Origin of the sequence: Kitasatospora sp. NPDC059722 (genome assembly GCF_042733235.1) — a bacterium.
Lineage (GTDB): Bacteria > Actinomycetota > Actinomycetes > Streptomycetales > Streptomycetaceae > Kitasatospora.
This window is the reverse complement of record NZ_JBHWGD010000054.1, coordinates 1-23214: the sequence shown is the minus strand read 5'-3', so window position 1 is coordinate 23214 and position 23214 is coordinate 1. Positions and strand designations below refer to the sequence as shown.

20 protein-coding genes and 1 pseudogene are annotated in these 23214 nt (G+C 74.4%); 6 read left to right on the top strand and 15 right to left on the bottom strand.

What is annotated here, in order from left to right; genetic code table 11:
* The 9 genes and pseudogenes from ACFV4F_RS29015 to ACFV4F_RS28975 all read right to left on the bottom strand — a co-directional run.
* Window positions 1–521 (bottom strand): annotated as a pseudogene (locus tag ACFV4F_RS29015) (hypothetical protein); the annotation flags it as partial.
* A gap of 34 nt (window positions 522–555) precedes the next feature.
* Entirely contained in the window at window positions 556–1656 is a 1101-nt protein-coding gene (locus ACFV4F_RS29010; RefSeq protein WP_380506791.1) for an alkene reductase, read from the bottom strand.
* A gap of 50 nt (window positions 1657–1706) precedes the next feature.
* Window positions 1707–3056 carry a condensation domain-containing protein gene (locus tag ACFV4F_RS29005; RefSeq protein WP_380506788.1) on the bottom strand — a complete coding sequence of 450 codons (1350 nt, stop codon included), beginning with the start codon at window positions 3054–3056 and terminating at the stop codon, window positions 1707–1709.
* 125 nt (window positions 3057–3181) lie between these two features.
* Entirely contained in the window at window positions 3182–4129 is a 948-nt protein-coding gene (locus tag ACFV4F_RS29000; RefSeq protein ID WP_380443238.1) for a PfkB family carbohydrate kinase, read from the bottom strand.
* 67 nt (window positions 4130–4196) lie between these two features.
* On the bottom strand, window positions 4197–4964 hold the full coding sequence (locus tag ACFV4F_RS28995; RefSeq protein WP_380497330.1) for a CPBP family intramembrane glutamic endopeptidase: 768 nt from the start codon (window positions 4962–4964) through the stop codon (window positions 4197–4199).
* Window positions 4965–4971: 7 nt separating this feature from the next.
* Window positions 4972–7524, bottom strand: a complete 2553-nt coding sequence (locus ACFV4F_RS28990; protein ID WP_380506785.1) for an MMPL family transporter — start codon at window positions 7522–7524, stop codon at window positions 4972–4974.
* Entirely contained in the window at window positions 7521–8456 is a 936-nt protein-coding gene (locus ACFV4F_RS28985; RefSeq protein WP_380443245.1) for a class I SAM-dependent methyltransferase, read from the bottom strand. The genes ACFV4F_RS28990 and ACFV4F_RS28985 overlap by 4 nt, the downstream gene beginning before the upstream one ends.
* 95 nt (window positions 8457–8551) lie before the next feature.
* Complete coding sequence (locus ACFV4F_RS28980) at window positions 8552–9157, bottom strand: hypothetical protein (protein WP_380506782.1); 606 nt, start codon at window positions 9155–9157, stop codon at window positions 8552–8554.
* Window positions 9154–10404 carry an aminotransferase class I/II-fold pyridoxal phosphate-dependent enzyme gene (locus ACFV4F_RS28975; protein ID WP_380506780.1) on the bottom strand — a complete coding sequence of 417 codons (1251 nt, stop codon included), beginning with the start codon at window positions 10402–10404 and terminating at the stop codon, window positions 9154–9156. Before ACFV4F_RS28975 ends, ACFV4F_RS28980 begins: the two co-directional genes overlap by 4 nt.
* Before the next feature lie 638 nt (window positions 10405–11042).
* Here ACFV4F_RS28975 and ACFV4F_RS28970 point away from each other — a divergent pair.
* From ACFV4F_RS28970 to ACFV4F_RS28960, 3 genes are all read left to right on the top strand, one after another.
* Window positions 11043–11615: a TetR/AcrR family transcriptional regulator gene (locus tag ACFV4F_RS28970; protein ID WP_380506777.1), complete on the top strand. Its 573-nt coding sequence runs from the start codon at window positions 11043–11045 to the stop codon at window positions 11613–11615.
* 216 nt (window positions 11616–11831) lie between these two features.
* Window positions 11832–12164 (top strand): multidrug efflux SMR transporter, encoded by a 333-nt coding sequence (locus ACFV4F_RS28965; protein WP_218200045.1) that lies wholly within the window; start codon window positions 11832–11834, stop codon window positions 12162–12164.
* Between the two features lie 28 nt (window positions 12165–12192).
* The gene (locus ACFV4F_RS28960) at window positions 12193–12636 is read left to right on the top strand and encodes a DUF5360 family protein (protein ID WP_380443254.1); all 444 of its coding nucleotides are present in this window, start codon (window positions 12193–12195) and stop codon (window positions 12634–12636) included.
* Window positions 12637–12691: 55 nt separating this feature from the next.
* On the opposite strand, the gene ACFV4F_RS28955 is transcribed toward ACFV4F_RS28960, so the two are convergent.
* The 3 genes from ACFV4F_RS28955 to ACFV4F_RS28945 all read right to left on the bottom strand — a co-directional run bounded on the left by ACFV4F_RS28955 (window position 12692) and on the right by ACFV4F_RS28945 (window position 16891).
* Entirely contained in the window at window positions 12692–14038 is a 1347-nt protein-coding gene (locus tag ACFV4F_RS28955; RefSeq protein ID WP_380506774.1) for a hypothetical protein, read from the bottom strand.
* Window positions 14039–14306: 268 nt separating this feature from the next.
* Entirely contained in the window at window positions 14307–15785 is a 1479-nt protein-coding gene (locus ACFV4F_RS28950) for a hypothetical protein (protein WP_380506771.1), read from the bottom strand.
* Window positions 15786–16078: 293 nt separating this feature from the next.
* Complete coding sequence (locus ACFV4F_RS28945; protein ID WP_380506769.1) at window positions 16079–16891, bottom strand: class I SAM-dependent methyltransferase; 813 nt, start codon at window positions 16889–16891, stop codon at window positions 16079–16081.
* Window positions 16892–17099: 208 nt separating this feature from the next.
* On the opposite strand from ACFV4F_RS28945, the gene ACFV4F_RS28940 reads away from it, so the two are divergent.
* Both ACFV4F_RS28940 and ACFV4F_RS28935 read left to right on the top strand, forming a co-directional pair.
* Window positions 17100–17609, top strand: coding sequence for a DinB family protein (locus ACFV4F_RS28940; protein ID WP_380499480.1), 510 nt, complete (start codon window positions 17100–17102; stop codon window positions 17607–17609).
* 185 nt (window positions 17610–17794) lie between these two features.
* Complete coding sequence (locus ACFV4F_RS28935) at window positions 17795–18937, top strand: NADH:flavin oxidoreductase (RefSeq protein WP_380443263.1); 1143 nt, start codon at window positions 17795–17797, stop codon at window positions 18935–18937.
* A gap of 160 nt (window positions 18938–19097) precedes the next feature.
* Here ACFV4F_RS28935 and ACFV4F_RS28930 read toward each other — a convergent pair whose 3' ends face one another.
* Window positions 19098–19556 (bottom strand): hypothetical protein, encoded by a 459-nt coding sequence (locus ACFV4F_RS28930; protein ID WP_380499478.1) that lies wholly within the window; start codon window positions 19554–19556, stop codon window positions 19098–19100.
* Window positions 19557–19842: 286 nt separating this feature from the next.
* A complete protein-coding gene (locus ACFV4F_RS28925; RefSeq protein WP_380506765.1) occupies window positions 19843–21486 on the bottom strand; it encodes a CehA/McbA family metallohydrolase in 1644 nt (547 codons plus the stop codon).
* A gap of 457 nt (window positions 21487–21943) precedes the next feature.
* Between ACFV4F_RS28925 and ACFV4F_RS28920 the strand changes: the two genes are divergently transcribed.
* Window positions 21944–22657: a polysaccharide deacetylase family protein gene (locus ACFV4F_RS28920; protein WP_380506762.1), complete on the top strand. Its 714-nt coding sequence runs from the start codon at window positions 21944–21946 to the stop codon at window positions 22655–22657.
* Between the two features lie 11 nt (window positions 22658–22668).
* Here ACFV4F_RS28920 and ACFV4F_RS28915 read toward each other — a convergent pair whose 3' ends face one another.
* Window positions 22669–23052, bottom strand: coding sequence for a barstar family protein (locus ACFV4F_RS28915; RefSeq protein WP_380443271.1), 384 nt, complete (start codon window positions 23050–23052; stop codon window positions 22669–22671).
* Between the last annotated feature and the right edge of the window lie 162 nt (window positions 23053–23214).

Sequence of the window (23214 nt, the reverse complement as noted above, 5' to 3'; positions counted from 1 at the left end):
CGCGACCCCCAGCCCCCCCCCCAGCGTTTTGGACGCGGCCCCCCCCCCCCCCCCCCGCGCCCCCCCCCCCCCCCCCCCGGCGCCCCGCCGCGGCCCCCGACCTCGTCCTCGCAGGCGACCTTGAGCCGGCCGTACGTCTCCTCGTCCAGCTGCTCGGCCTCCCGCAGCGGTGCCCGGCGCGGGGTGGACTCGTCCGAGCCGGGGGCGAGCCCGGCGCGCTCGTAGACCGCGTGGCTGGAGATGAACAGGTAGCGGCCGACGGTGTCGCCGAGCACGTCCATCGCCCCGGTGACCTGGCGGGGGAAGAAGCCGCTCAGGTCCACCACCGCGTCCCAACCGCCGTGCCGGAGGGCCGAGTAGTCGCCGGCGTCGCGGTCGCCGGTGAGGCGGGTCGCGGCGGGGAACAGGCCGGGGTTCGTCCGGCCGCGGTTGAAGAGGGTGACGTCGGCCCCGCTGCGCAGGGCTTCGTCGGCGATGGTGCGGCCGATGAAGGAGGTGCCGCCGAGGAGGAGGATTCGCATGCGGCCGAGCCTACTTCGGCGGTTCAAGCGGTTTTCAGCGCGCGCCGGCCAGGCGCGGGTAGTCGGTGAAGCCGGCGGCGCCGTGGGTGTAGAGGCGGGCCGGGTCGAAGGCGGTGAGCGGGGCGTCGACGGCGAGGCGTGCGGGCAGGTCGGGGTTGGCGATGAAGGCGCGGCCGTAGGAGACCAGTTCGGCGAGGCCGGAGTCGAGGACGGCCTCGCCGCGGGCGCGGTCGGTGGCGGCGCGGTTCTCGCCGACGTTGGCGATCAGCGGGCCGTGCCAGCGGGGGCGGAGGTCGGCGAGGGCGGGGTAGTCGTCGTTGTCGGTGAGGTGGAGGTAGGCCAGGCCGAGGCCGTCGAGTTCGTCGAGCAGCGCCCGGTAGACGGGTGCCGGGTCGGCCTCGGCCATGCCGAACTGCGGGTTTCCGGGGGACAGCCGCAGGCCGAGCCGGTCCGGACCGATCGCCGCGGCGACGGCGGTGACCAGCTCGACCGGGAAGCGGAGGCGGTCGGCGAGGGTGCGCGGGCCGTACTCGTCGGTGCGGAGGTTGGTGTTGTCGGCGAGGAACTGGTGGATCAGGTAGGAGTTGGCGCCGTGCAGCTCGACGAGGTCGAAGCCGGCCGCGAGGGCGTTGCGGGCGGCGTCGACGTGGTCGGTGACCGCCCGGCGGATCTCGTCGCGGGTCATCGCGCGCGGGGTGACGGCGTCGGCCTTGGCGCCGTCGCGGACGTGCACCGGGCCCGGGGCCGGGACGGCGGACGGGCCGGCAGGGACGTCGCCGAGCAGGCGGTTGAGCGGGTGGCCCTGGCGGCCGCCGTGCATCAGCTGGGCGACGATCCGGCCGCCGGCCGCGTGCACGGCCTCGGTGACGGCCCGCCAGCCGGCGGTGTGCTCCGGCGTCTCCAGGCCGGGCAGGCGCCAGCCGGACTGGCCGGCCCGGCTGGGCCAGATGCCCTCGGTGATGATCAGGCCGGCGCTCGCGCGCTGGGCGTAGTACTCGGCGACGACCGGTAGCGGTGTGCCGTCCTCGGCCGCCCGGTAGCGCGTCATGGGGGCCATGACGACGCGGTTCGGCAGGTCGAGCGCGCCGAGGCGGTAGGGGGTGAGGAGCGGGCCGGTGATGGCGGTGGTGGTCATGCCCGCACGGTAGAACCTGACACCGGTGTCAAGTTCAAGCGGTGTCAGGTTCAAGCGGTGGCCGGCGCCGCGGCCTCGTCCAGGACCAACTCCTCGATCCCGTAGAGGAATTCCTCCATGGCCGAGCGTGGCAGCACGGCGGGATCGGCGGTCATGACGAGGCTCAGCGCGTCGGCCGTCCGGACGGCGTCCAGGGCGTAGGTCAGGTCGGGGCGCGGCTCGAAGTCGACGGGCCAGGTGAGAGTGGTGCGGTCGTCGCCGCCCACTGCCTCGGCGGGGACGGGCGGGGCCAGCTCACGGGTGTCGTTGAAGACGCAGGACCGGTCGGCGAGCGGGACGCCTCCGGCGGCGAGGGCGGCGATCTCCTCGTCCAGGCGCAGTTTGTCGTAGTAGGCGTGGCGGTAGGTGCCGATCGCGGCGGCGTGCGTGCGGCGTACGATCCCGCCGAACTCGCCGGTGGCGTCCGGGAGGTGGAACAGGCCCTCGCCGGCGACGGTGCTCACGGCGTTCGTCAGTTCGGGCAGGAAGCGGTTGTTGACGACGACGTGCAGGACGGCCTCGGAGGAGCCGGAAAGCTTGGCGGTCATCGCGGCGGTGGCGGCGAGGAGGACGGAGGAGGAGCTCACCCGGTGTGCGGCGGCGACGAGTTCGACGGCGGCGGGCAGGGCGGGGGAGCGCAGCACGGCGTTCGGGAAGCGGGTCGCGGCGGGTCCGTTCGGCTGGGGGAACAGGCGGGCCGGGCCGAGTCGCAGCTTGCGCAGGAACTGCTTGCGGGCGCCCGCGTCCCGCCGCCTGCCGCGTTCGGAGGCCTGGAACTCGGCTTCCTCCAGCGGCTGTTGGGCGGGCTCGCGGAGCGCGGCCAGCTCGGCGGGCGCGGTGCCGAGGCAGAGTGCGGTGAGGTCCGCGACGAGGCGGGTCATGCCGTTGCCGTCGACGGCGGTGTGGGCGAGCACCAGGCTGACGTGGCGGGCCAGGCCGCCGTGCTCGACCACGCCGACGCGGATCGGCCACTCGCCGGCGCAGTCGAACGGGCGGGCCGCCAGCTCGTCGTGCAACCTGGCACCGGTGGCGGCGAGTCGGCCCGGGTCGGGGCAGTGTTCGGTGTGCACGGCGAGTCGGCCGTCGGGGTCGACGAGTTGGCGCAGCAGCCCCTCCTCGTCCGGGACGAGCCGGGTGTGCAGCGCGTCGTGCAGGTGGAGCAGCCGGTCGAGGGCGGTGAGCAGGACGGGCAGCGGCAGGCCGGGGTCGAGCGGGGCGGCGGTGGTGATGGTGTAGCGCGGCGCGTCGCCGGGGGCGAGGCGCCGGACGGCGTCCCAGATGGCCTGCTGGCCCCAGGTGGCCGGCCCGGAACCGGACCGGCCGGACGAGAAGGCGATCTCCGGCAGTTGACGAGTGGTCACCGTGTGGCTCTCCGTAAGGGCGTGGATCGGTACGTCCTGGCTGGTGCGGTGGGAGCGCGTGGGCCGTTCGGGGAGAGTGTGGCGCACCGGCCGCCGGGCCGTCGAGAGAGCGGGTGACGAGGGGCCTAATGGACGTCCGCGGTGACCGCGTAGACGTCGGCGAGGCGGGCGTCGAACGCGGGCCGGGTGAACAGGTAGTCCTGGCTGCCCGCGGACTCCAGGGCGTACGCGGCCAGCACACAGCCGGTCCGGGCGGCCTGTTCGTCGTCGAGGCCGTCGGCCTTCGCGGCGAGGAAGCCGGCCCGGAACGCCCCGCCGCCGCCCGCGCCGTCGGGCAGCCGGGAGATCGGCGCGGCGGGGACGGCGATGGAGGGGCTGGTGGCGTAGTCGATCCAGACGCCCTCCGCGCCGAGGGTGGTGATCCAGGCGCCGACCCGGTTCAGCACGTCGGCCGCCGCCCAGCCGGCGTGCTCCAGGAGGGCGGCGCGCTCGCGGCGGTTGGTGACCAGGTAGGTGGCGCCGGCGAGGACGGCGTCGGCGCCGGCCCGGCCGAGCCGCTCGGTGCGGCCGGCCACGTCGACGAGGTACGGCAGGCCGCGGCGGCGGCACTCGGCGGCCCGCTCGGCGAGCACCTCGGGCTCGGCGGGGCCGAGGAAGACCAGGCCGACGTCCTGCGGCCAGCCCTCGGGGCCGGGCGCGTCGTCCTCGGCGAGGGCGCCGGGGTGGTAGGAGACGATGCGGTTGTCGTCGGCGTCGGTGGTGCGGGTGTAGCGGGCGGTGGCCAGGCCGGTGGAGATCCGGACCCGCGAGGTGTCGACGCCGACCTCCTCCAGCCGGGCCCGGTACTCGCCGAAGTCCTTGCCGGCCGCGCCGAGCAGCAGTGGCGCGCGGCCGAGCCGGCCGAGGCCGAAGGCGACGTTGGCGGCCACGCCGCCGTAGCGGACCTCCAGGTCGTCGACGAGGAACGACAGGGACAGGTGCTGGAGCTGGGCCGGCAGCAGCTGGCTGGTGAAACGGCCGGGGAAGGTCATCAGGTTGTCGATGACGATCGGGCCGGTGACGGCGATTCTCATGGGGTGCCTCACCTGGGGTGAATGGGTGCGAGCGGGACTGTGCCGGGGGAGGCGGGGGAAGGGGATCTCAGAGGGCCCAGAGGACCCAGGCCAGCAGGAGCAGGTTGGCGGTGCCCTGGGCGACGGCGCTCGCGAGCGCGGAGCCCGTCCAGGCGCGGCAGACGCCCAGGGCGACGCCCATCGCGAAGACGGACGGCAGGACGCCGCAGATCACCCGGGCGTTGAGCGGGTTGAGCCCGTAGTCGCCGAGGTGGACGAGGGCCCAGCCGGCCGAGGTGACGGCGATCGCGACGAGCGGGCCGCGGGTGCGGGCGACGGCGTCGTACAGCACGCCGCGGTAGCAGACCTCCTCGACCAGCGGCACCAGGAGGCCCATGCAGAGCACCATGGCGACTCCGGCGACGACCGGCTGCCCGGGGGCCATCTGCCGGAAGAGCTCGGGGACGAGGGAGGTCCAGTTGTCGGCGCCCCGGCCGAACGCGGCCCGGGTGGCGAACACGGTGTTGGCGTAGGCGAGCACCACGAGGCCCGTCCCGGCGAGGGCCGGGAGGAAGCGGAAGCGGCGCAGGCCGGCCGCCGCCCACTCGGCCCGGTCCAGGACGGTGACGACGGCCGCGCTCAGGCCGACCGAGAGCACCATCAGCGGCATCGACACCGCGCCGGCGATCCGGACGACGGCGAGCACGGCGAACACCTTGGCGGCGGAGGAGGCCGGCGCCTCGCGGTGGTGCCGCCTGAGCCGGTGCAGGGTGCGCCGGCGCAGGGGAGTGCGAGCCCGCCCGGCGGTGGCGGGCGCGGGGGTGGCGGGCGCCACCGCCGGACGGTCCGCGGTCACGGGCGGCTCACCCCGCCTTCGCGGGGGCCGGGGCGGAGGAGCGGCGCAGGCTGGGCAGCCACCAGTTGTAGCGGCGGAACAGCAGCAGCGTCGCCGGGACGAACAGCATCCGGATGAGCGTGGCGTCCAGCAGGACGGCGAGGCCGAGGCCGGCGCCGTACTCCTGGAGCATGATCGTCGAGGAGAGCGCCATGGTGCCGAGGCTGCCGGCCATGACCAGGCCGGCCGCGTTGATCACCCGGCCGGTGTCGACCACCGCCCCGACGGTCGCGCTCTCCTGGTCGGCCCCGCCGCGCACCAGGTCGCGGACGCGGGTGACCAGGAAGATCTCGTAGTCCATGCCGAGGCCCATCATCAGCACGGTGAGGAAGATCGGCAGGTCGTCGATGATCGCCTTGTCGAGCCAGAAGTGGAAGACCAGCACGGTGATGCCGATCGCCCACACGTTGCTCATCATGATCGTGAGGATCAGCCGGATCGGGATCAGCAGCGAGCGCAGCGCGAACACCAGCATCACGAAGACGCCGACCGAGACGAGCCCGATCATCTGCCAGAAGCTGGAGTCGAGCGCGTCGCCGTACTGCCGGTCGACCTGGGTGGCGCCGCCGACCGCGAGCGGGCCGACGTCGCGGGCCGCGGCGGTGACGTCCTGGATCCGGTCGACGGTGTGCACCGCGGCCTCGGTGTAGGGCTTGTCGGCGAGTTCGACGACGATCCGCAGCGCGCCGTCGTCGGACAGGTAGTCGCGGCGGACGTCGGGGCCGAGCGCGTCGAGGTCGGCGGCGCTCACCGGCGTGCCGAAGGGCCTGGTCACGGCGGAGACCCGGGCGACGCCCGGCACCGCGGCCAGCTTGTCGGTGAGGTCGGTGACGGCCTTGCGCCCGCTGTCGGTGAGGTGGTGCTGCCCGTCCACCACACCGGGGTCCGGCCGGCCGACGACGAGCGTGGGCAGCACGGAGGCGTCGCCCCACTTGCGGGCCACGAGCTCGAAGCCCGTGCGCGAGTCGGTGGCCGGGCTGAGCGCGACCGGGTCCGCCGTGGAGCGGTGCTGGGCGGTGATCACCGCGAACGGGACCGTGACGGCCGCGAAGAGCAGCACGATCGCCACCTTGCGGCGGCGGGCGAGGTCGGCGGCCCGCTTCAGGTGGCGGCCGAGCGCGCTGCCGTGCTCCAGGTCGGCCAGCGGGTCGCGGCCGAGCCAGAAGAAGCGGTCGCCGAGCAGGACCAGCAGGGCCGGGGTGAGCGTCAGCGCGGCGAGCAGCACGATCGGGATGCCGATCAGGCCGCCGTAGCCGAGCGGCGGGATCCAGTCGACGGGCGAGAACAGCGTGGCGCCGAAGGCCAGCACCACGGCGACCGCGGCGAGCAGCATCGACTCGCCCGCGTGCGCGGTGGCGTGCACGGCGGCGTCCTTGGGCGAGCGGCCGGCCAGCCGTTCCTGCCGGTAGCGGGAGGACAGCAGCATGCTGTAGTCGACGCCGGCGCCCAGCATCACGAAGTTCATGATGGTGATGGTGAACTGGGTGAGCGTCACGCCGTGGCCGAGCGCGAACAGCGCGGCCTGGCTGACGGTCATCGCGAGGCCGATCGCCGCCACCGTGAGCACGGCCGGCACGACGGCCCGGAAGAACAGCAGCAGGACGAGGAAGATGATCGCGTAGGCGACCGTCTCCATCAGCGCGTTGTCGTCCTCGGCCTTCTTGTACGTGTCCTTGATCAGCGCCAGCTCGCCGGTGACGTGGGCCTCGACGTCCGGCCCGGCCCCGGCGGCGCGCTGGGCGCCGGCGATCGCCGAGCGGAGCCAGTCCACGTCCGGGTCGTGCCCGGCCCGCTTGGCGAAGCTGACCGAGACCAGGGTGGCCTTGCCGTCCTTGGCGACCAGCCGGTCGACGGCCTCGGCGGGCACCGGCACCGGGAAGGTGCGCCAGTCCGTCGCCTTGGTGAACGCAGCCGAGATCGGCAGGAGTTGGGCGTCGTCGGTGACGGCGACCGCCTGGCGGGCCGGATCGGCGAGGGCCGCCGGGACCTGGCCGGCCGCGACGGCGGCGTCCACCGCCTGCCGGCGGGTGTCCGGCGTCGCCGGCGTCTGCGCGGCGGCGAGCTGCTGGTCGACCTGGGCGCGCAGGCGCTTGAGGTACTCGGTGGTCGAGTCCCGGTACAGCGTGTACGCCGAGGTGGACTGCTGCACCTCGCCGGTGCGTACGCGGGTGGCGATCTGCTCGTCCAAGTCGGCCAGCATGGCGCGCAGTTGGGTGCTCCGGACGTCCGGCGCGCCGATCGCGACGATGGACTCGCGCTGCGAGCGGGCCGGGAACGACTCCTCTATGAGCCGGTCGGCCCGGGCACTGCTGGTGCCCGGCACGACCTTGGACGCCCCCTGTTTGGTGAGGACGTCGTTCAGCTGCGAGGCGAACGGGAAGCACGCCGCGATGACCAGCACCCAGATCACGAGCACGGTCTTCGGGCGGGCGGTGAGCCCCTCGGCGAGGCGCAGCAGCCGGTGCTGCACCGCGCCGTGGGTGGTCTCCGCCGCCGGTGCGGGTGTGGCGGTGGTGGTCATGCGCTGCGGACTCCCTCGCGGTGCCGGCCGCCCGGCCCGGTTCCGGTGGTGGTGCCCGGGTTGGTCCCGGTGACGACGACGAAGGTGTGGCGCAGCTCCAGTGCGCCGTGGCGGGCGACGTGTTCGGCGAGGCCCTTGCGGATCAGCTCCAGGGCGTGCTCCTCGCGGCTCTGGTCGACGGCGTCCTTGAAGCCGGCCGCCGCGCCGGAGCGCTGGACCCACTCCAGGGCCTCCTCCGGGGTGGTGGCGGGCAGCACCTGGTGGCCGTCGCGCTGGACGTCCACGGTGAGGCCGGCCTTGGTGAACCAGCGGGCCACGGTGGCCGCGTCCTTGGGCAGGTTGACCCGGATCATGCCGGTGAGCAGCGACGGGTCGGCGGTGAACACCTTCTCCAGCTGCTCGATCAGCGTCTTGAGGGCGTCGCCGCGGGTCTCGATGACGACGATCCGGCCGCCGGGGCGCAGGACCCGCTTGATCTGTTCCAGCAGTCTGACCGGCTTGCTGTAGCAGATCGCCCAGCCGACGACGACGAGGTCGGCGCTGTCGTTCGGCCGGGCGCGCAGGAACTCCTCCATGTCCCCCTCCTCCAGGGAGACTTCGAGGTCCGGGGAGCGCATCGCCTCGGGCAGGACCTTGGCCTTGGCGACGGACAGCATGCCGGGGGACTTGTCGACCGCGCGGACGGAGCCGCGGCCCTCCAGCTTCCGGACGATGTCGTGGGTCAGGTGGCCGGTGCCGCAGGCGAGTTCGAGGACGTCGTCGCCGGGGCTGACGGTGACCTCGCGCAGGGCGGCGAGCGAGTGGACGCCCATGACCGGGCTGAAGTAGGTGTCGTAGCTGGAGCTCGCGGCGTCGTAGTCGGGCGTGGTGTCGGCGTTGGTCCGGCTCAGGGTCAGTCGCAGGGCGCGGGCGGCGAGTCCGAGGCGGCTCATGGCTGGCTCCTTGGGGTCGGGACGGGTGCGGGCATCGTGGTAAGGGGTGGTGCTCGGCTCGGTTCCTCTACGGGGCGGGGCTGGTCGCGGTGGGGCTATTCGTGGTGGGGCTGGTCGCGGTGGGGCGTGGTCGCCGGGGTGCTGCTGTGGGCGAACTGTGCGGCTGAACCGGGACGTTGGACCGGGCGGGACAGGTCGGCGACGAGCAGGAGCCCGCCGGTCCCCGCGAGGGTGCCGAGCACGGCCGCCGTCGCCGCCGGGGCCGAGGCCGCCGCGACGGCCCCGGCGGCCAGTGCCGCGAGGGCACCCGCCGCGACCGCCGCGCGGGGCGCGGTCACGGCGGCGGTGAGGAGCGCGGCCGAGGCGGCCAGGGCCGCGCACCACGGGCTGTCGGAGGTCGCGGCGGCCGGCAGCGCGCCGCCGACCAGCAGCAGCCCGGCGGCCGGCGCCCAGGCGGGCCGGTGCCGGCCCGCCCGCCGGTGGAGTGCGGCGGCGAGCACGGCGAGCGCGGCTCCCACCGCCGCGGCGAGGCACCACGGCAGGTCGGGCGCGTGCCCGTCGCCGGGGGCCAGGCCCGCGCCGAGGACGGCGCCGGCCGAGGCCCCGGCCAGAGCCGCGACGGCCGCCCGGAGCGCGGGCGGTGCCGGACGGCCCGCGGTGGCGGGACGGCTGCCGGGTCGCGTGGCGGCCGCGGTGTTCACGGCCGGGCCGCGGCGCCGGAGTCGGCGAGTTCGGCGAGCGCCTCGACCGCGTACCCGTCGTCGGCGTCCGGTTCGTCGTCGGCGAGGAAGTGCTCGGCCCGCGCGCCGAGCGCGTCCAGCACCCGGTCGAGGTGGTCGGTGGTGTGGGTGGCCATGAAGCTGAGCCGCAGCCGCGGGGACGCGGCGGGCGGCAGGACGGGGTTGGTGTAGACGCCGGCGTCGATGAGCTCCCGCCACAGCAGGAGGGTCTCGATGGTGCCGCGGGTGCGCAGCGGGATGACCGGGGTGGCGCTCTCGCCGGCGCTGATGCCCCGCTGGGCGAGGCCGGCCCGCATGTACTCGGCGTTCTGCTGGGCGCGTTCGGCCCGCCACGGCTCCTCGCGCAGGATGCGCAGGGCGGCCAGGGCGGAGGCGGCGCTGGCCGGGGTGGCCGAGGCGCTGAAGATCAGGCTGCGGGCGTGGTGCTTGAGGTAGTGGATGACGTCCTCGTCGCCGACGACCGCGCCCCCGAGGGAGGCGAGCGACTTGCTGAACGTGACGGTGATGAGGTCGACCCGGTCGGTGAGGCCGAAGTAGGAGCAGGTGCCGCGGCCCTTGTCGAGGACGCCGAGGCCGTGGGCGTCGTCGACGATCAGGCGTGCGTCGCGCCGCTCGCACACCTCGACGATCTCCGGCAGGGCGCAGAGGTCGCCCTCCATCGAGTACACGCCGTCGACGACGACGAGCTTGCCGGCGCTGTCGGGGACGGAGGCGAGGACGCGGTCGAGCGCGGCGGGGTCGTTGTGCCGGAAGCGTCTCAGCTTGGCGTCGCTGAGCCTGCCGCCGTCGACGATGGAGGCGTGCGCGTCGCGGTCGGCGAAGACGACGTCGCCGCGGCCCGCGAGCGCGCTGATGGTGCCGAGGTTGGCCTGGTAGCCGGTGGAGATGACGGCGGCCGCGGGCTTGCCGTAGAAGTCGGCGAGTTCGGCCTCCAGCTGGTCGTGCAGGGCCAGGTTGCCGTTGAGGAACCGGGAGCCGGTGCAGGAGGTGCCGAACTGCTCCACCGCCTGGGCGGCGGCCCGCTTGACGCGCGGGTCGGCGGTGAGGCCGAGGTAGTTGTTCGACCCGCACATGACCAGTTCGCGGTCACCGAGCGTGACCGTCGTGCCCTCGTTGCCGGTCAAAGGCAGGAAATACGGGTAGATGCCGGCCGCCATGGCATCGCGGGCGGCCGTGTAACCGGAGACTTTCGAGAATATGTCCACCATATTTCCCTCGAATTCAATGGGCGGTGCCCCGGCGGGCCCGGGCGCCGTGCTTTACCGGCGCGCCGAACACGAAATGTCATGGACACCCGGCCGCGGACGGGCAGGTGAAAGTGCCACGGGTGCGGGAGAGTGGCCCGGGCTGGGGACGGCGCGCCGTTGCGCTGTGCCCGGGCTCGGTGCACCCCGTCGTGCCGATGCTCGGCAGACGATCGACGAAGGATGGGTGTGCGGCGGTCGGCAGGGTCAACGCCCAGCGTGGGATGACTGCTTGGCTGCTCGCCAGTCAGTGCGGGAAGGGTCGTCCGCAGTCGTGCCGACCCTTGCCGGACCCGTGTGGGTGCAGACGGAACCGCATGGCTCGCAATGATCCCCCGTGGATGTCGAAGAGCGTTCCCCCCGGCCCGGGTGAATTCCCGGGCCGCCTTTTCGATCATCGTGCGCAGCAAACATGAGGCCGCAGACCGGTGGAGCTTCCGCCGTTTCTCCGCCGTCGGCCGAGGAAACGAAAGCATGCGCGATGGAGGCTGTCAACAACCATTCGGCGGTGGCGTGTTGGGGTTTCTGTCTGGTACTCGCCGGTCTGCTAGGCTGCGTCCGACCGTCTGGACGGTTTGTAACACGGAGAGAGGGAACCACCGGTGCGTGATCAACTGCTCGACGCCGTCGAGCGGCTTCTGGTGCGCGGGGGCGTCGACGCGGTGCGCCTGGACGCCGTCGCCGTCGAGGCCGGCGTGAGCAAGGGCGGGCTGCTGCACCACTTCCCCAGCAAGCGGGCGCTCGTACAAGGTGTCGTCGAGCGCCTCGCGGACCGGTTCGAGGCCGTACTGCCCGGCCCGGACGCGCCGGCCGGCGCGTTCGCGCTCGCCTGGCTGGACGCCAGCATCCCGGCGGAGTCGCCCGCCGGGGACACCAGCGGCGCCGACCAGGTGCCGGTCGCCCTGCTCGCCGCGGCCGGCGGGCCCGAGGTGCTGGACGTGCTGCGGGAGCGCTACGACCGGTGGCAGCGGCGGCTCGTGGACAACGGACTGGATCCGGCCGTCGCGACGCTCGTCCGCTTCGCGGTCGACGGCTGGTGGACGTCCCGGCTGCTCGGCCTCGCCACCCCGCACGACGACCTGCACCGACGGCTGCGCGGACTGATCGTCGAACTCACTGGGCAGGGAGACGGGTTCACGCAGTTGGCGGCCCCGGGCAACCGGGATTTCACGTAGCGCACGCGCCGGCTTCACGCCGCACGGGCCCGAATTCACCGTTCGCGAGTTCACGGCAACTTAACCGTGGGGCGGGCGATTTAACACCGCATCAGCTGAGCACGACCGGAGTTCACACCGCACGGAGCCGGACGATCGAGGGGGTCGCCCGGCCGGTCGACCCGGACGGGACCATCCCGTCCGGCCGAGTCACCACGATGACGGGGGACGGACGGCATGACGGCATACCTTCTGGTCGGAGCGGCGATCTGCGCCGAGGTCACGGCCACCCTGGCGCTGCGCGCCTCGCACGGTCTCACCCGGCTGATGCCCAGCGTGGTCGTCGCGATCGGTTACATCGCGGCGTTCGTGCTGCTCGCGCAGGCGCTCAAGTCGCTGAACGTGGGCCCGGTCTACGCGGTCTGGTCCGGCCTGGGCACGGTCGGCGCGCTCGTCGGCGGGGTGGTCGCGTTCGGCGAACCGGTCAAGCCCGCGTCGGTGGCCGGGGCGGTGCTGGTCGTGGCCGGCGTCGCGGTGATGTACCTCGGCGGGGGAATGAGTCACGAATGACGGTATGACCCGCGACGGAGGAGTCCCCATGCGTGCCACGCCCGCCCCGAGCCCGGTGCTGCGCTTCACGAAGGCGTCGATGCTCGTCACCGACGTCGGCTTCCTGGTCTACTGGGCGGCCACGCTGCTGGCCCTCGTCCCGGCCGAGTACGCGTACAAGGACTACGACAACCCGGTCCTGAGCGACTGGAACTACTCGTTCGTGCTGCTCGACGTGCTCGCGAGCGCCACCGGCCTCACCGCGCTGCGGCTCGGCCGCTGCGGCGCGGCGGGCGGGGCCCGGCCGCTGATGCTGGTCTCGCTCGCGCTCACCAGCACGGCCGGGCTGCAGGCGGTCGCGTTCTGGGCGCTGCGCGGGGACTTCTCGGTGACCTGGTGGCTGCCGAACCTGTTCCTGCTGCTCTTCCCGGTGCCCGGAATCGTGCACCTCGTGCGGCGGATGGCGGTCGAGGCGGGCCGGACGCCGGCCTGAACCCGTCTGCCCGGTCGGCCTGTTGGACGTGATGACGGTGTTCTCCGCGGTACCGTCAGCCGTGCTTCAGGTAGTCGAGGGCGCGACGGATGGGGGGCTCCTCGCCGTGCGGGACCAGGTGGCGGTGGTACTCGCGGGCCAGCGAGGGTGGAAGCGTCCCCGCGATGTCGACGGCGCGCCGGACGGTACGGGCCGCGCCGTCGACGTCACCGGCGGCCAGGTGGGCCTTCATGCCGTCGAGCAGCCAGCGCCCGGTGAAGGTGGACGGGCCGCCGGACGGCGGCGCGGACCCGGCCGCCGCCACCGCGTCGAAGTGGTGCGCGGCCTCGTGCGGGCGGCCGAGGAACAGCGAGGCCGTGCCGTGCGCGGCGGTGAGGATGCGTTCCAGGTTCCTGGCCCCGGAGCTCTCGCCCGGCGCCGGACGTCCGCCGGTGGCGGTGAGGGCCCGGCCGGCGAGGTACAGCGCCCGGGCGACGTCGTCGGCCCGGCCCAGGCGGGCGAGGGCCAGCGCCTCCTGGCTGTGCAACTGGCTCGCCGCGGCAGGCCGGAGGCCGGGCCCGACGGCGCGGGCGGCGGCTATGGCGAGGAGGGCGTCGGCCGGATCCCCGGCGATGGTGTGGCAGTACGCCAACTGCCGGAAGCCCACGACGAGGAGGGGAGCGTCTCCGGCGGCTCCGGCCGCGCGGATCGAGACGAGGGCGTGGCGCTCCGCGCGGGCGGCCTCGTTGAGGGCGTTGCAGAGCCACGTGCAGAGCTGGGCGGTGCGGGCGGCGAAGCGGTAGAGCCGCCGACGGGTCCGGTGGTCGTGCTGTGCGGTGGCCAGCAGGTGGACGACCAGCCGGTGCTCGGCGTGGGCGGCGGCGTACAGGCTCTCGGGCGGCACGAGGGTGCCGCCGTGGTGCTGTTCGAGGGCGGTGACGCGGGTCTCGATCCACTCCAGTTGCTCGTCGGCCGGTCCGGACCCCGGCCGGTCGGAGTGTGCCGCGGACTCCGTCGAACGGGCGACTGCCGCGCGCAATTGGGCTCGCAGGGCGGATCCGGTGAGGAGCAGGGCCGACGGCCCGGGCGTGACGGGGTGGTGGACGGAGCCTGCCAGGGCGAGCAGTGCCCCCTCGTCGGTGTGGGGCTGGTGGAGCAGGGCGGCGTCGCCGGTCGCCAGGTGGAGCCAGTGCGGCCAGCCGAGCAGGTAGATCTCGCGGGCCGGAATGCCGTGGATGCGGGCCATGGCCAGCTGGGCGGTGTGCTCGGGCACGGTGCGGCCGGACTCCCAGCGGGAGACCTTCTCCCGGCGGGCGGCCATCTGCCCGAGGCCGAGTGCGGCGTGGGTGCGTGCGACGAGGCCGGCGTACTCGGGCTGGGACAGGCCCAGCGCCGCGCGCAGCACGAACAGAGGGTGTGTCAACGAAGGCGTCCCTCGGAGGGGTCGGGAGCCGCCGGGGGCGGGATACCCCGGGCCGGGCAGTGGATCCTAGGCAGGTCCGTACGTGTGCTCCCAGGCGTGGAGGCACCCCCGGGGCATGGCCGACGGCCTTGCGGCGCACGGCCGTTGTGTGGCTGGTCGTGTGGCCGGTTGTGTGGCCGGTTGTGCTCGTACGACGCGGGGTGACCGGGCGGTGGCAAAAGGAGAAGGAAGCGAACCGCCGCCGGCGTCCGCAAGGCGCTGTGAAGCGCTACTCGTCGTCGCCGTCGGCCGATTCGATGGGCTGGGCCCCGGCGTCGTCGCGGCCGGTTTCGACTTCGCTCTTCGTCATCGAACTTTCGTGCGGTGCGGTGTCCCGCAGGAATTCGAGGGCGCGTCGGACGGCCGGCTCCCGCCCGTGGGCGGACAGCCGGTCGCGGTATTGACGGGCGAGTCCCGGCGGGAGCGTTCCGGTGACGTGGACGGCGCGGTGCACGGCGACGGCCGCGGAACCGAAATCGCCGACGGCGAGATGGGCGTCGACGGCGTCGAGGAGCCAGGAGCCGGTGTGCGGTGACGGGGCGCCGGCCGGCGGTGCCTGGAGGGAGTCCACGAGGACGCGGAAGTGCGGCTCCGCCTCGTGCGGTGCGCCGAGGAGCAGTGCGGATCGGGCGCGGGCGACGGTGACGGTCAGCCGGTGCGGGGCCGCGCCGAACGGGGTGTCGCCGGCCGCCGGGGTGGCCGAGGCGGCCTTTCCCGCGCGGTCCAGCGCCCTGGCGCTGCCGGCGGCGTGCCCCAGCCGGGCGAGGGCGAGCGCCTCCGTGCAGTACAGGGCCGTCATGGTGCCCGGCGACGGCCGGGTACCGACGGTGCGGGCCGTTCGGACGAGCGCCAGCGCGTCGACCGGGTCGCCCCCGACGACGTGGCGCGCGGCGAGCCGGGCCGTCGCGACCGCCGCGAGGTCGGGCTCCGCCGCGGCGGCGGCCGCGCGGACGGCGGTGAGGTTGTGGCGCTCCGCGCGGGTCTCCTCGCCGAGGGCGCTGCTCAGCCAGGCGCAGACCAGTGCGGTGCGGGCGGCGAACCGGAAGAGCCGCCGGGCGGCCGGGCCGTCGTGGCCGTGGGCACCGATCAGGCGCACGACCAGGCGGTGTTCGGCGTGGGCCGCGCCGTACAGCGCGGCGGTCGGCAGGTACGTGCCGCTCTCGTGCCGTTCGAGTGCCGACGTGCGGGCCCCGATCCAGCGCAGCTGCTCGGCGGACGGGCCGGTGCCGTGCGGGCCGGTGTCGTGTGGGCTGGTGTCGTGTGGGCCGGTGCCGTCGGGATTCCGGTCGGCGTCGGTGGTGGCCCGCACGAGTGCGGTCCGGAGGTGCGTGGCGAGCGCCGCGCCGGTGAGGAGGAGCGCCGCCGGGCACGGCGCCTTCGGCAGGTGCAGCGCGCTGTTCAGGGCGAGCGCGGCGCCCGCGGCGGTGTACGGCTGGTCCAGCAGGACGGCGTCCCCGATGACCAGGTGCAGCCAGTGCGGCCAGCCGAGCCGGTGCACCTCGGGGGCGGGGACGCCGTGGTGGTGCGCCATGGCCAGTTGCGCGGTGGGCTCGGGCACCGTGCGGCCCGATTCCCAGCGGTGCACCTTCTCGCGGCGGGCGGCCATCTGTCCGAAACCGAGTTCGGCGTGGGTCCGTGCGACGATGCGGGCGTATTCGGAAGGGGAAAGCCCTTCCGCGGCCCGGATCAGGGCGAGGGGGTGCGCCAAGGATGCAGGATTCAAGTGTTCAGGACCTCGTGGGGGAGCCGCTGCCCGGCTCCGGCAGGGGATTTTAAAAAGGTCCTTCAGGAATTGGCCACGCACCGAGGCAACCCGGAGGCACGCCCCTGGGCATTGCCGCACGGGAGGGGACCGGGTAGTGGAGTCCTCACGAACTGACCGGAATACCGGCCGATGCGATTCGGCCCGCCGCGATTCGACCGATGCGATCCGGCCGGACGCGATTCGGCCGGCAGCGGGCCGGCGCGACCCGGGGTGGTCGGGCCGCGCCGGCCGGGTGCTCAGGAGCGGTCGGCGGTGACGACGTGGTAGTCGAGCAGGCCGTCCCGCCAGGCACCGACGAAGTTGCGCGACCAGTGCCCGGCCGGGACGACGTCCGCCAGGTAGCGGTCGAAGCCCGGCCACACGTCCGCGCCGATCGACTCCGCGGTGACGCCGGTGAACCCGGCCGCCGCGAGGTCCGCCGTGAAGCCGTCGAGCGGGTGGGCCACGTCCAGCCCGTCGGCGAAGCTGCTCAGCAGGAGGCTCAGCCGCTCGGCGGCCTCCGGGCCGGCGGCGGCGAAGAACGTCGTCACCACCAGCCGCCCGCCGGGCCGCAGCACCCGGGCCGCCTCGTGGGCGAAGCCCGTCAGCTCGCGGAAGTGCTGGGCCGCCTCGACGGAGTAGAGTCCGTCCAACGCGTCCGCGGGGAAGGGCAGTTCCTCGGCCGCGCCGAGGGTGTAGGCGAGCCGGTCCGGGTAGGTGGCGAGCGCCTTGGCGTTCACCGTGCGGGCGCGCTCGATCTGGTCCGGATGGATGTCGACGCCCGTCACGGCCGCGAATCTGAACTCGCGCAGCGCGAGCGCGGCGCCCAGTCCGCGCCCGCAGCCGACCTCCGCCAGCCGCAACTGGTCGCGGGGTTCGGGGAAGGCGCGCAGCACCCTCCGGTACAGCTGCTCCTGGCTGTGCACCCGTTCCTCCGGCGTCGGCGCGGCGAGGTCGATCCCGTGCCAGTCGCCGAAGTTGATGAAGCCGCCCGCGAAGCTGGCGGCCCGGCTCAGGTCGCCCGTGCCGTACGTCCGGTGCACGGTGGGAGGGATCCGGCTCTGGTCCATGGAGTCCTGCCTTCGGTGGGTCGTCGGTCCGCAGGGTCGTTGCGCGCGCCGCTCGTCCGGCGCGCCGCGGTACGTACCCAAACCGGTGCGGATGTGAACACAGTGCAGTCGAGTGGTCACGAAGAGGTGTCGGAGAAATGCGGTGCCCGTGGGGCCGCCGTCGGCTACAGTCCGCCGTGATCTCGCGGACCGAGGAAAGAGTGACGACGTGGACACCGACAACCGCCCCAAGCCCCCACTGGTCGGCGGCGAACGCGAGACACTGCGCGCGTTCCTCGACTTCCACCGCGCGACGCTCGCCATGAAGTGCGAGGGCCTGACCGACGAACAGCTGCGCCTCCGGTCCAGCCCGCCGTCCACCCTCACCCTGCTCGGGCTGGTGCGGCACATGGCCGAGGTCGAGCGCACGTGGTTCCGGCGGGTCATCGGCGGCGAGGACGTCCCCTTGGTCTGGTCGCCGGAGGGCGACTACCAGGCCGCGTACGACGCCACCGGCGCCACCCGCGACGAGGCCTTCACCGCCTGGCAGGCCGAGGTCGAGCACGCGCGCCGGATCGAGTGCGAGGCGGAGTCCCTGGACGTGACGGCTTACCAGCCGCGCTGGGGGGAGACGGTCTCGCTGCGCCTCGTGATGCTCCACCTCATCCACGAGTACGCCCGGCACAACGGGCACGCCGACTTCCTGCGCGAGGGCATCGACGGCACCGTAGGGGCGTAGGGGCGTAGGAGGGAAAGGCGTAGGGGGGAAGGTGTAGGGGGTAGGGGCGTACGCGGCGGTTCGCCGGAGTGGCGGGGATCACAGCGGCCTTCGCGTGTGCGGCGAAATGCGGCGGCCGTCGGGATGGTTGGCACGGGCAACCGTTCACGATTCCGTGCACACCCCCGGTACCCACGAGGAACCCCATGACCGTCACCGAGCCCGCCGCGTCCGCCGACCCCGCCGCCCGCGCCGCCGGGATCCTGTCCCGGCCCGTCACGATCAACGGGCTGACCGTGCCCAACCGCATCGTGATGGCGCCCATGACGCGCCGGTTCTCCCCGGGCGGCGTGCCCGGCGAGGACGTGCGCTCGTACTACGCCCGGCGCGCCGCCGCGGGCGTCGGCCTGATCGTCACCGAGGGCACGTACGTCGGCCACGAGTCGGCCGGCCAGGCCGACGACATCCCGCGCTTCCACGGCGAGGAGCAGCTGGCCGGGTGGGCCCGGGTCGCCGAGGACGTCCACGCGGCGGGCGGCACGATCGTGCCGCAGCTCTGGCACATCGGCATGGTCCGCAAGCAGGGTGACCCGCCGGTCGCCGGCGCCCCCGCCGTCGGCCCCTCCGGCATCCGCCTGGACGGTACCGAGGGCACCGGCCGGGCGATGACCCGCACCGACCTCGACGACGTGATCGGCGCCTTCGCCGAGGCCGCCGCGGCCGCCGAGCGCATCGGCTTCGACGGCGTCGAGCTGCACGGCGCCCACGGCTACCTGATCGACCAGTTCCTGTGGGCCGGGACGAACCGCCGCACCGACGCCTACGGCGGCGACCCGGTCGCCCGGACGAAGTTCGCCGCCGAGATCGTCGCCGCGGTCCGCGAGGCCGTCTCGGCGGAGTTCCCGGTGATCTTCCGCTACTCGCAGTGGAAGTCGGAGAACTACGACGCCCGTCTCGCCGGGACGCCGGAGGAGCTGGAGGCGATCCTCGCCCCGCTCGCCGAGGCCGGCGTGGACGCCTTCCACGCCTCGACCCGCCGCTACTGGGTCCCCGAGTTCGAGGGCTCCGACCTCAACCTGGCCGGCTGGAGCCGCAAACTCACCGGCCGCCCGGCCATCACCGTCGGCTCGGTCGGCCTCGACGGCGACTTCGTCCGCGCCTTCATGGGCGAGGGCGCCCCCGTCCAGGGCATCGACGATCTGCTCGACCGCCTGGAGCGCGACGAGTTCGACCTGGTCGCCATCGGCCGCGCCCTCCTCCAGGACCCGGAGTGGGCCGCCAAGGTCCTCGCGGGCCGCTTCGACGACCTCCGCTCCTACGACGCCGCCGCGGTCCGCACGCTCAGCTGACCTCCGCGCACGGCACGAGGCCCCGACCGTTCGCGCGGTCGGGGCCTCGTGCGTGCGGACGGTCGGGGCTCCGTGTGTGCGGACGGCCGAGGCTTCGTGCGTGCGGACGGTCGGCGCTCCGTGTGTGCGGACGGTCGGGGCCTCGTGCCGCGGGCGGAGCTCACCAGCCGAGGAGGTGGGTGCCCTCGCCGAGTGCGGTCAGGATCGTTTCGGCAGCGGCCTCGGGGGTGCCGGGGGCGTCGGCTTCGAGGGCCACGTAGTGCAGGGCGGCGCCGGTCGTCCGGCTCTCGCGGCGGAAGGTGTCGAGGGCCGGCGGCGCGGCCGGGCACTCCACGACGACCTGGTAGCCGCCGGTCGCGTACGCGAACGCCGCCTGTGCGGCGGCCGCCAGCGCGGTCGCGCCCTGGCGCTCGGCCCCCGGCGCCCCGGGGGCGAGCCGGCCCCGGCGGATGACGCGCAGGAAGTCGTCCGTCCGCAGGTGGACGCTCGGGTGCAGCTCCTCGGCGAGCAGCGCGGCCACCCGGCTCTGTCCGGCGCCCGACGGGTCGACGAGGACGACGACACCGCCGGCGCCCCGGCCGCCCCCGAGCTCCGGCCCACCTACGGTCGTACGGTTCACAGCTGCTGATCCCTTCGCGGGCCGGGGACGGTCGGGTAGCCGGGGCGAGGCGGTCGGAGTGCGAGCGGGCCGGTCGGCCCGGATGCGGGTGACCACCCGGATCTGGACGGCCATCCGGATCTGGACGGCCATTCGGATCCGGATGGTGGCCCGGATCCGGGTGGCGACCCGGATGCGGACAGCCGACCGCCTCGTCCCTACGACTGATGCTTTCGGGGATCAACCTAGTCCACCCGGGTGCCCCGAGTCGTCCCCCGTCCGGCCCGGGACCGCACCCGGACACGCCCTAGCGGTCCTCGGCGCGCAGCACGATCGGGTTGGTCAGGGCCGCCATCGGGCCCCACGGCAGGTCCTCGCCCATCGTGTTGCCCCGGCCCGGCGACCCGTCCGCCCTCGGGTGGCGCACCTCGGTCCGGACGTACGCGGCGAGCGAGGCCGTCGTCCGCCACACCACCGTGCCCGAGCCGCCCGCGGGCAGCGACTCCTGGTGCATCTGGCCCTCGTCGGTCAGGAACCGCACCGTCCCGCCCGGCACCCCGGACACGGCGAGCCGCACGTCCAGCGGCGCGTCCGCCGGGACGGCCAGCTCCTCGCCGATGCCGGCCTGCCGGCCGTCCCCGGTGACGGTGAACTCCAGCCGCACGGCCGCCGATTCGGCCAGCCAGCTGCGCCCGGCGCGCAGCCCGTCGAGGACCGCGTCCCGGGTGAGGTCCTCGGCCAGCACCACGTTGTGCGGCAGGCCGATCACCTGCGGGGCGCTGTGCGCGTCGCTGTTGCCCATCGCCGGCAGCCACGACCGGCCGTCCCGGAGGGCGACCGCGAGGCGCGCGTCCCACGTGTCCACGGCCGACTCGTCGTCGTACGTCCAGGGCCCGTTCCACACCTCGACCGCGTCCGCCTGCTCGTAGCCGAACTTCCACTGGCACGCGACGTACGGGCAGTACGGGTGCGCGGGCACCACCAGGCCGCCGGAGCGGTGCACCTGGCGGACGAAGCGGGGGAAGGCCTCGTCGCGCGAGCGGTAGCGCCAGTCGACGAACTCGCCCGCGGGGAGACCGAGCGCCAGCCAGTGGCCGTTGCGCGTGGTGATCTCCTCGCCCGGGACGATCAGCAGGTCGGGGCCGGCCAGCGGGCCCCACACGGCGTGCGAGGAGCTGGTGTTGTGGTCGGTGGAGACGATGAAGTCCAGGCCGGCGGCGCGGGCCCCCGCCGCCACCTCCTCCGGCAGCCTCCGGCCGTCCGAGTGCACGGTGTGCAGGTGGCAGTCGCCCCGGTACCAGGCGCGGCCGCGGCCCCGGGCCCGCTCGGCCGGGTACGACGGCGTGAACTCCGGGCCCGGCTCGCCGAACCGGAGGGTGACGTCGACGCGGTAGTCGAGGCCCTGCGGCGCGACCTGGTACGGGCCGAGCACCACGTGCCAGGTGCCCGCGCCGATCGGGCCCGGCAGGTAGCCCGGGGTCGCGGAGTCGCTCGCGATGCGGAACTCCGTGCGGAAGCCGCCGGACCAGCCGCGGAAGCCCGGGCCGCCGAGGTCCGTGCCGCGCTCGTCGAAGACGCCGATGTCGCAGGAGTTGCCCGGGGTGCCGGCCGGGACCGGGGGTTTGTCGTAGGTGTAGGACACGGCGATCTCGCGGACGCCGTCCGGCACTTCGACGGGGAGGTAGACGAAGTCGGGGGAGCCGGTGGGGAGGTGGCCGGTGAGGGTGAGGGTCTGGTCGGTGGTCCGGGGCGCCTCTGCCGCTGCTGCGGCGGCTGGGGTGGCTGGGGTGGTGGCCGCGGCCGCGGTGGTTAAGCCGAGGGCGGTGGCGGCGCCGGTGGCTAGGCCGGTGGCTAGGCCGGTGCGGAGGACGTCGCGGCGGGCGGGGTGGCGGTCGGGCTCGGGGTGCTGGGGGTGCTGGGGGTGCTCGGGCTGTTCGGGGGTGGCGGGCATCGGGGTCTCCGGTGTCGGGCGGGGTCGGCTTTGCCCACGCCCCTACCCGCGGCGGTGAACCCCGGGTGAGCCGGGCCCCACGGCGGCGGGGCGGGCCGGTGAAAGCGGGCCCGGCCTCGCCCGGCGGGCCGTGTCGCTACGGCGGGGGCGGGTTGCGGCGGGCGAGGATCGACCGGTTCATAGAAGCAGACGGTCAGGCAGTCGGATCATCGTGGAGGTCGGTGTGTCACTCAGTCGGCGGGCCCTGCTGGCGGCGATGGCCGGGAGCACGCTGGCGGGGTGCGGGGCCGCGAAGGGGGGCGTGGGGGCGGCGTCCGCTTCGGTGGGGGTGGGTTCGGCGGGGGCGGGCTCGGCGGGGGTTGGTTCGGTGGGGGTGGGCTCGGCGGGGGTTGGTTCGGTGGGGGTGGGTTCGCCGTCTGCGTCCGTTGCTGTTTCACCGACGGCCACCGCCTCTGCCGTGCCGCACGAGCTCACCAGGGCGGAGGCCGTCGCCCGGTACGGCGGCGCGGCGCCGACCGAGTGGGGGCTGGACGTCGCCGGGGTGACGGGCGAGCTGCCCGCCGGGCAGCAGGTGACCGCGCTCACGTTCGACGCCTGCGGCGGCTCCGGCGGCAGCGGGTACGACGCCGACCTGATCGACTTCCTGCGCGCGCACGCGGTGCCCGCCACGCTCTTCCTCAACGCCCGCTGGATCGACGCCAACCCCGCCGAGTTCGAGCGCCTCGCCGCCGACCCGCTCTTCGAGATCGGCAACCACGGCACCGTCCACCGCCCACTCTCCGTCACCGGGCGCTCCGCCTACGGCATCGCCGGCACCCGGGACGTCGGCGAGGTGTACGACGAGGTCGCCGGCAACGCCCACAAGCTCACCGACCTGCTCGGCCACCCGCCCCGCTTCTTCCGCTCCGGCACCGCCCACTACGACGACGTCGCCACCCGGGTGGTCGCCGACCTCGGGGAGCGCGTCGCGGGCTTCACCGTCAACGGCGACGGCGGGGCCACCCTCACCGCCGCCGAGGTCCGGCAGGAGGTGGCGGCGGCCCCGCCGGGCTCGATCGTCATCGCCCACATGAACCAACCGGGCGGCGGCACCGCCCGCGGCTTCGCGGCGGCCCTGCCCGGGCTGCTGGCGGCGGGGCGGCGGTTCGTGCGGCTGTCGGACGTGTTCTGACGGGCTCGTCCTCAGGCGAGGCGCAGGCCGTCGGGGAGCTCCTCCTCGATGATCCGCACCAGCCAGTCGAACACCGTCGGGCCGCGGCCCGCCCGGGCCTCGGCGAGTTCGGCGGCCACGTGTTCCCGGTTGGTGGGGTGGCAGCGGGTGAGGCGGTGCTCCAACTGGCGGACGGTCTCGGGGTAGCCGAGATTGCGCCGCGACACCTCGTGGTGCTGCCACTCGATCGCGTAGTCGCCGTCGTCGGGGGTGCCGAAGCCGCCGCGCAGGCAGTCGGCGAAGGCGTCGAGGTTCTTGCCGAAGTAGCCGCCGCAGCCGATGGATTCGCCCACGACCTTCCAGAAGTCGTCGAGGTTTCCGACCAGGGAGCCATCGATCACATAAGTCACGGTCACATGGCGAGGATAGTGCGGGGAGGGGTGGTGGGGCGTGGGGGTTTTCGGGTGGGGGTGGGGGGCGCGGCGCGGGGGGGGGGGGGTGGGGTGGGGGGGGGGGGGGGTGGGTGTGGGCGGGGGGGGGTGCGGGGGTGGCCGCGCCGGCGGGTGGTTGAATTTAAG

Excerpts from the sequence above, each read along its gene's own strand:
- ACFV4F_RS29000 (WP_380443238.1), bottom strand. The coding sequence starts at position 4,129 with ATGAGAATCGCCGTCACCGGCCCGATCGTCATCGACAACCTGATGACC.
- ACFV4F_RS28945 (WP_380506769.1), bottom strand. The coding sequence starts at position 16,891 with ATGGACCAGAGCCGGATCCCTCCCACCGTGCACCGGACGTACGGCACG.
- ACFV4F_RS28985 (WP_380443245.1), bottom strand. The coding sequence starts at position 8,456 with ATGAGCCGCCTCGGACTCGCCGCCCGCGCCCTGCGACTGACCCTGAGC.
- ACFV4F_RS28925 (WP_380506765.1), bottom strand. The coding sequence starts at position 21,486 with ATGCCCGCCACCCCCGAACAGCCCGAGCACCCCCAGCACCCCCAGCAC.
- ACFV4F_RS28935 (WP_380443263.1), top strand. The coding sequence starts at position 17,795 with ATGACCGTCACCGAGCCCGCCGCGTCCGCCGACCCCGCCGCCCGCGCC.
- ACFV4F_RS29010 (WP_380506791.1), bottom strand. The coding sequence starts at position 1,656 with ATGACCACCACCGCCATCACCGGCCCGCTCCTCACCCCCTACCGCCTC.
- ACFV4F_RS28975 (WP_380506780.1), bottom strand. The coding sequence starts at position 10,404 with ATGGTGGACATATTCTCGAAAGTCTCCGGTTACACGGCCGCCCGCGAT.
- ACFV4F_RS28960 (WP_380443254.1), top strand. The coding sequence starts at position 12,193 with ATGCGTGCCACGCCCGCCCCGAGCCCGGTGCTGCGCTTCACGAAGGCG.
- ACFV4F_RS28965 (WP_218200045.1), top strand. The coding sequence starts at position 11,832 with ATGACGGCATACCTTCTGGTCGGAGCGGCGATCTGCGCCGAGGTCACG.
- ACFV4F_RS28990 (WP_380506785.1), bottom strand. The coding sequence starts at position 7,524 with ATGACCACCACCGCCACACCCGCACCGGCGGCGGAGACCACCCACGGC.